Genomic DNA, 9,906 nt, shown 5'->3' on the forward strand with positions numbered 1-9,906 from the left:
CCGAGACAAAACCATCGCAAACAGGATAGAAGCGTCAGAACTCAAAGAACCCTACCCATTCTCACGAGGGAATTCGAGGGGTTTAACCCAAGCATGATCCTGTAAAAACCGTACCCCCGGCCTACCAGAGAGGATTTGCTGGAATCGTTCATCCTCCCACACCTGCACCCAAACCCCAGTCTCCACACGATACTGTAGCTGGGCATAAAGAATCGTGGCATCAAACTGATTCGTATCAAACCCCAACTTGATGTGCTTAGGCAGCTGGGTGCTTCTGATCTTCACCCACCCGTTTTTCCTGGTCTGCTCATAGGAGACTTTGTAGATGCTGTGGTAGTCAAAGTACCGCACTTTCCGTCGCCAGTTACGCCAGCGGATCCCAGTTTCCGTGAAACAGTGGTAATAGTTATGACAATGAGCCACAAAAATAAAACCAGGTAGACCAAAACCAATAAGACTAAGAATATGAGCCTCTACATAAAAACGACCATATTTCATGTCGTAATATATAGGGAAAGCTATAAAGGCAATGAAGAGTATCCCGTAGCTGATGATATAGGCAATCGGCGGGCGATGCTGTTCCACATTTAGGGTTTCTAGTCCTTGTTTACGTTTGGCCCCGGGCATGATGTTCACCAAAAACCCACCGAGCAGACCGTAAAACGCAGAACCCATACCAATACCCCTCTATACCGTATCTTCTTGCACAGCATAAGCTATCAAAAACATACGCCCTGGGGTGTGCTCGTGTAGAATACACGAACACACCCCTCCTCTCTAAAAGATAAAAACCTCGTTTCTTTTAGGGACGCTCCGCTTTTTCTAACCGAGTTACCGATGTCAGCCCCGGAGAACCAAGCTGCACATTCTTCAAGTACACCTTGTAATACCCTCCCGATTCAATGGAAGCCATATAATCATCCATTGATTGATCCTTATTCGGGGAATCTTGTTTATGGGTGCTCACTACTTGGTTGTTGGTTCCGGGCGTGGGTTCGGTGAAGGCACCACAGGGCTACCAGCGGGATTTCCCGCACGAGGATCAGGCACCGGTTCCTGCACTGCAGGCTGCTGCACAAACACAGGCTCGTTACCGTACAGCAGTATAGGAACGTTGGGAAAGACTGTTACTTATCATGACGGACTTTGATGATTTGCATAGCGATACGCGCCCGTATCGAAGCAGCCCATCCAGATGCCGCCAAGAACCATGCTTCTGCTGTCCAGTACCCGACTAAACCTGGAATTATCACCATACACCCTGGAAAGCCCACCCATATTACTACAGCCACTACCGCTACGCCGAGCAGCACAAACATGATGGCTGGATGTATTTTCAAGACTCGTTTAGCTATGACGGATACGAGCATCATCCCTGCGGTTACCAGTGCTGCTGGGTGCATGAGTGTTCCCACATCAAATGATTTTCCATAGATGTAGATGGGGAACACGGAGGAAAACATAATTACAAACCCTAGCCCGATGGTAATTATAAAGACGAGGGCTATGTTATCTCGGGCAGGCTCTTTGGCTTTTTCTACCTCCTGCTCCGCTTTTTGTTGTTGTACATACGCAGCGTACTCCACCGAACTCATTCGGGAAAGCTTAAGCACTTCAAGATAAACAACAAGCACATTTCCCGAATAATACCCAGCACCAATACTAAAAGTACTGAGCAAGAACACCTCTTGGGAAATACCCCAGGGTATCCCAAGAACAACTCCTAGCAGAAAAGGCAGCAGGAAGAACGAAGCGAAATAGATTCCCCAGGCCGGGTACAGTCTGAGCTTAGAGAATAAAAGAACGGTCCAGGCGATTCCTGCTGGGGGCAGAAGTAAAGCAGCTATATAGAATGCTAATGGTTTAGGGTGTTCTACGGCATCGATGAGCATCCAGAGTACGGGGATAGCGACCATTAGTTGAGAGAAGCCTATGGAAAGCAAAGTAGGCCATAACACCGGCTGAACACGATCATCAGACGAAATCGGCATACTCTGTGGAGCTTTATCAGCACCATTGCTCTCGGCGGTACTTGGTCGAGGTTGCTTCTCTGGCTTCCCCACGGAATCCCCAGACGGTTGATTCATATCCTTACAACTCTTCCTGATGCGGCTTTTCTGTGAAGCAGACTGGTCCAGCCAATAGTTGACTGTACATTGTTTCTCGACGCAGCTTATGAACTCTTCATTTCCTTTTATTCTCAACAAAACGCGCTACCAATCCATAACAACTGGCAGTATAGCTCTGACGCTTGTGGAGGACTGTTTTCTCTACGGTAGCACCATACGCTCGAGCCTGATAAGTGGAGTTATCTAGAAAGTTCTCAATGTAGCATAGATTCATATTTCTGTTGTCTATGACAGAAATTTCAAGATATTTTGAAACACACTGTAAATATCCTTGACCCTTATCTTCAAACTCGGGTAGTCTGGGTCCCAGACCTCCACCATGAGGCGTGGAGCACCTCCAACCACGAAGGAACAATTATGAGTGAACGCGTCCTTAGTACCGATACCGCTAAACAGGCTATCAGCCAAATGCAGACCATCATCAACGGCGGCTTTCAAGAGCAAATTCAGCAACTGAACAGGCAGGGAGAAGTTCTTTCCGACCCAAATAACTGGGACGGTCCGCTCGCATCCCAGTTCCGTGGATCATGGCAAGATACCCGTCTTGCTCTCAATAAAGTGAAAGAGGAACTCGATCACCTGCGTGCTCAGGTTCAGCAGATTTCTGATGATATCTTCCGAGCGGGTGGCGGCGCATAGTCAAAAACTCTTTCTGGTGGGTGGAAAGCAGAAAAGTACCTTCTGCTTCCCACCCATTTTAGTATCTATTTCTGACAACTTCACCGATACATAGAATCAGAGCTGATCATATGCATGCGAATACTGACCCCGTAAAGTTTGACTTTGGTATGGCAGATACCCTGGTGTCTTCTTTTAGATACTGCCGGACGTCAATTGAGAATCAGATGGGTGAGCGTGAAAACGCTATTAAACATGCCCTAGAAGAATTTAAGGGTAATTATGCTGATCTTTTTACGAAAAATACTCGTAAATCAATGCAGCATGCACATGAACTTATAGAAGCTCTTCGTAACGCCGAAGAAAACCTCAAGAAATATATTGAAGCTGCACACGAAGAAGAACGCATCCGACGAGAGATTAAAGAGTGGGAAGAACAAGAAGAATCTAAGAGGAGCCATGGAGGAGTTACTGGCGCATCGGGTACTTTCAACCTTAATAAAGATAAAAAACAAATGTCCGAACCTCCAAGGAACACTGAACCCCCAAACTACAGTAACTATGTATCAGACTCAGCTCGGAGCCGTGGAGGGTTTGCATCGGGCTTGGCCAAGGATCTGACTGAGCAGGTTCAAAGTAACCCAAAATTGCTGAGTCAAGGTACGGTTTCAGGGATTCCTGCTAATCTTTTTGAGTATTACGAAAAAATAACTACTCTCAATCCTGAAGTTGAGAAGAATCAAGGTGCGCTGGAAATAATCTACGAAGTATTTATCGAGGGTACTGAATGGGGTGTTTTTGATGCTGTTGCCCTCATTACTGCTGTTAAAGGCTGGATCGCAGACACATACACAGAAGCTGGTACGGCTCTAAAAGCTTCTGAGGAGCTTTGGAAAGCTGGAAGCAATGGAGATTTAAGTGCTTCAAACCCTAATCTTTCAAACCCCTATGAAGTTCATACTGTAGATACTCACACAATTATTAAATCTATCGGTGACCTTTCTTTTCAACGTTATCTTGCTTATGTTCCCTCTGCACAGATTACTGGTGGTGTTCCCAGTTCGGGTTATAAGAATGATCCGGTAAATATTGCTACAGGTAACTTTATTGAGCCTGAAGTTGACCTCGCTTTCGATCACACCTCTGCGCGTTCTCTCAAGCTAAAACGCATGTATAACAGCGTTGCTGTGGTACATAAACATGGGCTCCCTTCGGGGGTTTTTGGTCCAGGGTGGTCATCTACTCTTGATGCCAAATTAGTATTTTCCAATCAAGAAACTCAGTGGTACACCGATGATGGTCGTATTTTGTGCTTTCCCCGTCAGGACAACAAATTTGAACGTGCACCAGGAGAACCTTGGTGGATAGAAAAAATTGATTCTGAGAATGTGCTATATGAACGTATTCAGAGAGCACATACTCAGGCATGGGAGCAAACGCGCCCAGAGGAATCTTTGATTCCAGATCAGTATTACTGGGTCATCAGTAATGAGGAGCATGTTTCACATGCTTTTACACCCTCCGGTTTTTGGCTTTCCACAACAATAGGGCATCCCTCAAACACAGTGGTAGCTCTGCGTCGAAACAACCTTATTACTGAGATAATTCATCCTGCTGCTGGTCGGGGCATCCATATTGATTATTCATCATATAAATCTGGTACAACGACTCGTCCACTACAGGCATATACCTATAACACCATCGGCTCCCACGCTAACATCCCATTATTTGTTGCAGAATATGGGTACAATACACATGGTCATTTAGTCTCTGTCGCAACTGCTGCCGGAACCCGCTCATATTCGCACACTCCTGAGCACCTAATTCATGAGGTAACAGATGTAAACGGACATGTTGAAGTCACCAATACTTACGATCAAGATGGACGTGTAGTACACCAGCTTAGTGAATACGATTATGAAATTTCATATCAGTATTTGGCTGATGGTAAAACTGTTATTGCCGGAAAAAATGCGGGAATAGCTCCCAATATTTTTTATAGTGACGCTAAGGGGCGGCTTGTAAGTACTGTTGCATCCGATGGTACTCGTTACACTATGCGCTATAACTCGTTTAATAAGCGCGTCAGCGAGACCTACCGTGATGGAACAACTGTTGCTCGTTCATACGATACCCGCGGACGTTTAGTGAAAGAACGGACTCCCGAGGGTACCGACTATACCTACGGGTGGGATGAACATGACCGTATCACTGATGTGTCTGTACGGGACGCACGTGATACCGTCAATCTAGGTCCATCCATGACGGTGACATACGAGTATGCAGATGATACAAACCCCAATCCTGTAGCCCTCACCGATGCAGCTGGAGCTGTAACACGCTACGAGTGGAACGATCAAGGTTATCCCACACGAATCACTGATCCTACCGGTGTCATTAATACATTTGAGTACGATGAACACGGTGATCTGATCGCCGTTTCTGACGGTCTTGGAAATACAGTCTCATACACGCGTGATGCCCAAGGGCGGATTATTCGCACCACCAACCCATTGGGATATGCATCTACGATCCGTTACAACGAGTCCGGTGTTCCTGTAAGTTTTGAGGAACCCTCAGGTGCGCGATGGACGTTGATATACCCTCAGGTTCATACGGGTTCACATATTCCTACTTTAATCCGTAATCCACACCGTACAGAACAATCTGTGACGATGGATGGTCTGACTCAGGGCCTTCTACCTTCTGCTCTGACAGATCCATACGGCAATACGACTATGTTCACTTATAACCGTGCTAACGATATTACTTCAGTGACCGATCCACTGGGGCATACTCTGCAGAATATCTATGATGTTCGTGGGAACCTCACACAGATTGTAGATTCTAACGGCGGCACATGGAGTTATGTTTATGATGGTCTGTCTCAGTTGGTTGAGGCTACCGATCCGAGCGGTGCTGCTACCCGGTATTCCTATGATTTGAACGGCGAGTTGTCGTCGGTGACGGATGCGACTGGTGTTGAAATGAAACGCAGGGTAGATCGTCAGCACGGTATTGAGGAGATCGCGGATGCGTTTTCGTCCTCGTTCATTCATACGGATATTTTCGGTCGGGTTACGTCTGAGCAGAAGCGTGCCCGGGGTGGGTCTTCTGCGACGAAGAAGACCGATGTTGAGAGTGAGTTTATCACTTATGATGCCGCGGGTCGCCCGGTTGAGATTCTTGATGCTGCCGGTGGTCTGACCCGTTATGAGCGTGATGGTGCTGGGCGTGTGCTGCGGGTGATCTCTGCAGCTGGCCGTATCGAGACCTATGAGTATGATGCTGCCGGGCGGGTGATTTCTCATGCTGTTGGGCTGGATGCTCCCGGGCGGTACACCGATGAAGAGGGGGTTTCGCGGGTTGTTGAGCCCTCTGCTTGGGCGATAACCCGGCTGGAGTATGATGCCGCCTCGCAGATTATTAGGCGTGTTAACCCTGACGGGTCGGTGGAGAAGATCACTTATGATGTGTGTGGTCGAGTGACCGGTGTGGAGTCTGGTGCACGTGTGGCATCGTACGAGTACGATTTGTGCGGTCGCTTAATTGGTGTGCGCGATAGTTCTTTCGGGCAGCGAAGGTTTAAGTACGATGCTGCCGGTCAGATTATCCAGGCAACGGACGGTCTGGGGTTCCGCACGCATTTCTCGTATACCGCAACCGGGCAGGTTTGCCGCGTTGTCGATGCTGCCGGCAAGGTGACCGACTATGAGTACGACGCTACGGATCGTCTGGTACGTGTTATCAAGGCTGCGGGCACGGATGATGAGTCGGTGCAGGAGTACGCCTATGATGCTGCGGGCCGTCTGATTCGTGCTCACGATGGTGTACGCGAGTATACGCACGTTTATGATTATGCTGCCGGTGGCCGCCTGTCGCACACCTGTGTTGATGGTGTGAAGGCTGCCGAGTTTGGGGTCGAGGATCAGGGTCGTACCGTGTGGGTGCGCGATTACGCCAGCGCTCAGGCCCTTGATGCTGGTGCGCCAGTGGGTGCGTTTGTGCAGCATCGGTTTGTGTATGATGCACGCGGTTTGCTGATGGAACGTTCACGTTCGGGCGTGATGACCGATACTTCGGGTGCATCCTCTGGCACGGCGGATGTTGATGCGCAGGTTCAGGCGTTGAATACTTTCACGAACACGGGCGCGTACACGCTCACGTTGGGGTACGATGCCGACGGTTACCGCACGCGCATGGTGACTCCGTATGGTGAGACTGCGATTGCCTATGATGGTGCTGGTCGCGTGGTGAGTATGTCACGCGCTGATCAAGACGCTCACGGTGAGAGCCTGGTGGCGCAGTATTCCTACGATGCGATGGGCAGGCTTATCCGTGCCCAGTTAGGCGACATTCTCTCGCGCTGGGAGTTTGATGGTGAGTCTGGTCTGGTGTGCTCGTACTCGCGTGAGAACACGGCGAAGGCGGATTCGGTGGAGCGTACCGAGGTTATTCGTGATGAGCAGGGTCGTATTGTGGGCTTGGATTCTGCCGATGGGCTGGTGGTGTATACCTATGATGCTGCCGGTCAGCTCACGGGTTCTCGTGCTGGTGATCTGGAGTTTGAATGGGTGTTTGAAGCCGGGCTCATGGTTTCTGAGCGCACTTGGCGTCATTCCAGTGGCACGGGCGAATCTGAGGAGACTTCGCGGGTGCTGGCGGGTGAGCGTTCGTTTGCGTATAACCGTTTGAACCAACTCACCGAAATTATTGCCATAGAATACGCCGCCGCTATTGCTCCAGAATTTGCGGGTCTACACCGGGAGGTTATAAACCGTACCGTAACTACCTACGAATACAATGCCGCTGGTGAACGTACTCGTGCGCATACTGCTTCGAATACTGGTCTGCGTTCCACCCGTGACTATGACTGGGATGTTTTTGGTGCCCTTTCAACAGTAACTGATACGGTTAGTTCCGATGCCTTCCACGCTAATCCTTTAGGGATCACAGGGTTTTCTTCACGAGTGCGTTTAGTAACGGATGCCACTGGTGACCTTGCTCAAGTGACAGATACCGCTGGGGTATCTATACCTTTAGTGTGGGATCCGGATGCTGCTATGCCACAGATTTTAGGTGCTGGCAGCATGCCTGCTCCCGGGTCTGACGGCGGTTTCTCCCAGGTTGGTATTGCCGGTGGTTTTGACCCGTGGGCGGTGCCGTCCATGCTGGGTTCTGCACCGGATGTTCAGGGGATGAATATTCCCGGTCTTTCGCGTACCCCGAGTGCGGGTGATAGCGGTGTGTGGGGATCTATGCTTCCTGCCGGGTTCTCGTTTACCGGTGCCGGTTCTGTGCGTGTTGCCGGTTTGGATGTGATGGGTGCCCGCGTCTTTGATGGTGCCTCGAAGCGTTTTCTCTCGACGGACCCGTTGGCTCAGGTGCCGGGTACTGGTTTCTTCGCGGATGTATATGCGTTCTGTGGGAACAACCCGGTAGGACTAATGGATCCGTGGGGAACTCGCGAAGTCTCAAACGAGTTAGCTCGGGATACTAGCTTTGAAGGCTGGGCTAATCGTAATGCTCAGGAACTAAAGATTGCATTCATTGCGGGTGCTGCGACAATAGCTATTGTTACTGCCCCATTTACCGGAGGCACAAGCTTAATAGCAGGTGGTGCTGCTATAGGTGGGATGATGGCGGTGTCATCCTCAATAGACCAAAATATGGATGAGAATGGTCGCGTCGCCTGGGGTAAAGTCGGAATTGATGGTATCAAAGGCGCTGTTGAGGGAATGATTCTTGGTGGACTACTGAAGGGTGCGCAGTGGGGGTATAAAACGTTTAAGGGCTCTTCGCTAGCGGCTCAGGGGATGTCAAAGGTGCAGGCTACCCGAGAAGCAGTCATGAATTCTCGTGCGCTAGCGGGAACTCGGCAGATAGTGTCTTCGTCAAAACAGCTAGTAGCCAGCGGTTATCAAAGCGCTAAATCTGCGATGCAGATGGCATATCGGGGAGCACGCCATGTACCAGCTGCAGCGGCAGAATACGCCCCTCAGGTATGGAACACGACGAAGAATGCTGCAACTCTGGGTCTGCGTGAAGGACGTGAAATAGTACACGCAATACCTCAAATGCCTATGGTGCAGTATGGACGTAACTTGGCAACTTTGGGTGCCTCTAAAGTTCAAAATATTGCCAATGCGGTTCCGAGGGTTGTTCCGCAAGCGGTGCAAACAGTTAAGGGTGTGGCGCGTGTAGGGGCTCAGCGTACAGTTGATCTTGCCAAGTCTGGGGCGAGCACCCTTAAATCTGGAACTATTAACGGCTTGCGTGAAGGACGTGAAATAGTACACGCAATACCTCAAATGCCTATGGTGCAGTATGGACGCAACTTAGTGATCCGTGGTGCTCAAGGTGGCGCCCATGCTGCTAAGGCTGGTTGGAACCTAGTAAATTCTGGTGCCCGGATGGCTGCCCCAGTGGCAAAGAACGCGGCGGTGAACGCGGCTACTGGTGCTGCAGTCAATGCTGGAGTGTACGCTGGGCAACGCGGTATTGAGGCAACAGTGCAGTATGCTCAAGGTGATCGGGATGCGTTTGCTCGCGCGTACGGTCGAGATTGGGACTGGGATAAGTTCAATACTTATGTTGGTTCTGGTGCTACGGGTAACGTATTCGGCGGTTTGGTCAAACCTACGGTCGGTTCACTCTCTCGTGGGCAGCTTTCGTCTGGAATGCGTAATACTGTGGAGGCTATGGGCGCCGGTGGGCTCAATGTTGCTAATGCCCAGGGATGGAGCTTGGCTACTGGGCAGGGACCACTTTCAGGTGGGGACACGGTGTATGCATTGTTGGCAGGCGCAGGTGCGAGCCAAGTAGGCGCTGTGCCTGTGGGGCGTCGTCATGGTCAGTGGGTGAAATTTGAGGATACGGTTGCAGGTCGTCCGTTGAAAGCTCCGGAGTATGTAGACTCATTTGCTGCTTTACGTGCCGGACACCCGAATTTTCATGGAAATCCAGGGTGGCTTAAACTTGGCAATTATGGTGCTGGTAATGCTGGTACTGTAGCCTTAACAGACCTGACGAAAACATATCTGGTAGATCCAGGAATAAAACTTATCTCCACTCTTCCTGTTAACTCAGGTCCTAGCGACGCTCCTGGTCCTTCTCCTGTATCGCCGCGCGGTAACGAGCCTGTGTTTGTGCAGCAGCC

General features: G+C 49.9%; 5 protein-coding genes. 3 read left to right on the forward strand and 2 right to left on the reverse strand.

All coding sequences use genetic code 11. From position 1 onward, the window contains the following. Positions 1-51 precede the first annotated feature (51 nt). Positions 52-675 carry a hypothetical protein gene (locus HMPREF2609_RS06205; RefSeq protein WP_070535796.1) on the reverse strand — a complete coding sequence of 208 codons (624 nt, stop codon included), beginning with the start codon at positions 673-675 and terminating at the stop codon, positions 52-54. A 284-nt stretch (positions 676-959) separates the two neighbouring features. On the opposite strand from HMPREF2609_RS06205, the gene HMPREF2609_RS10945 reads away from it, so the two are divergent. Further along, positions 960-1,109 (forward strand): hypothetical protein, encoded by a 150-nt coding sequence (locus HMPREF2609_RS10945; RefSeq protein WP_168162156.1) that lies wholly within the window; start codon positions 960-962, stop codon positions 1,107-1,109. Between the two features lie 18 nt (positions 1,110-1,127). Here HMPREF2609_RS10945 and HMPREF2609_RS06210 read toward each other — a convergent pair whose 3' ends face one another. Beyond that, positions 1,128-2,087, reverse strand: coding sequence for a hypothetical protein (locus HMPREF2609_RS06210; protein WP_070535799.1), 960 nt, complete (start codon positions 2,085-2,087; stop codon positions 1,128-1,130). Between the two features lie 399 nt (positions 2,088-2,486). Between HMPREF2609_RS06210 and HMPREF2609_RS06215 the strand changes: the two genes are divergently transcribed. Both HMPREF2609_RS06215 and HMPREF2609_RS06220 read left to right on the forward strand, forming a co-directional pair. Further along, positions 2,487-2,768 (forward strand): pyrophosphorylase, encoded by a 282-nt coding sequence (locus tag HMPREF2609_RS06215; protein ID WP_070535802.1) that lies wholly within the window; start codon positions 2,487-2,489, stop codon positions 2,766-2,768. Between the two features lie 206 nt (positions 2,769-2,974). Further along, positions 2,975-9,906 (forward strand): DUF6531 domain-containing protein (locus HMPREF2609_RS06220; RefSeq protein WP_070535805.1); only part of this gene is annotated, 6,932 nt, incomplete at its 3' end.

The sequence above is a fragment of the Rothia sp. HMSC058E10 genome, assembly GCF_001809415.1.
Taxonomy (GTDB): Bacteria; Actinomycetota; Actinomycetes; order Actinomycetales; family Micrococcaceae; genus Rothia; species Rothia dentocariosa.

Bases quoted from the DNA above. Each gene is read 5' to 3' on its own strand.
- HMPREF2609_RS06205 (WP_070535796.1), bottom strand. From the start codon at position 675: ATGGGTTCTGCGTTTTACGGTCTGCTCGGTGGGTTTTTGGTGAACATC.
- HMPREF2609_RS06210 (WP_070535799.1), bottom strand. From the start codon at position 2,087: ATGAATCAACCGTCTGGGGATTCCGTGGGGAAGCCAGAGAAGCAACCT.
- HMPREF2609_RS06215 (WP_070535802.1), top strand. From the start codon at position 2,487: ATGAGTGAACGCGTCCTTAGTACCGATACCGCTAAACAGGCTATCAGC.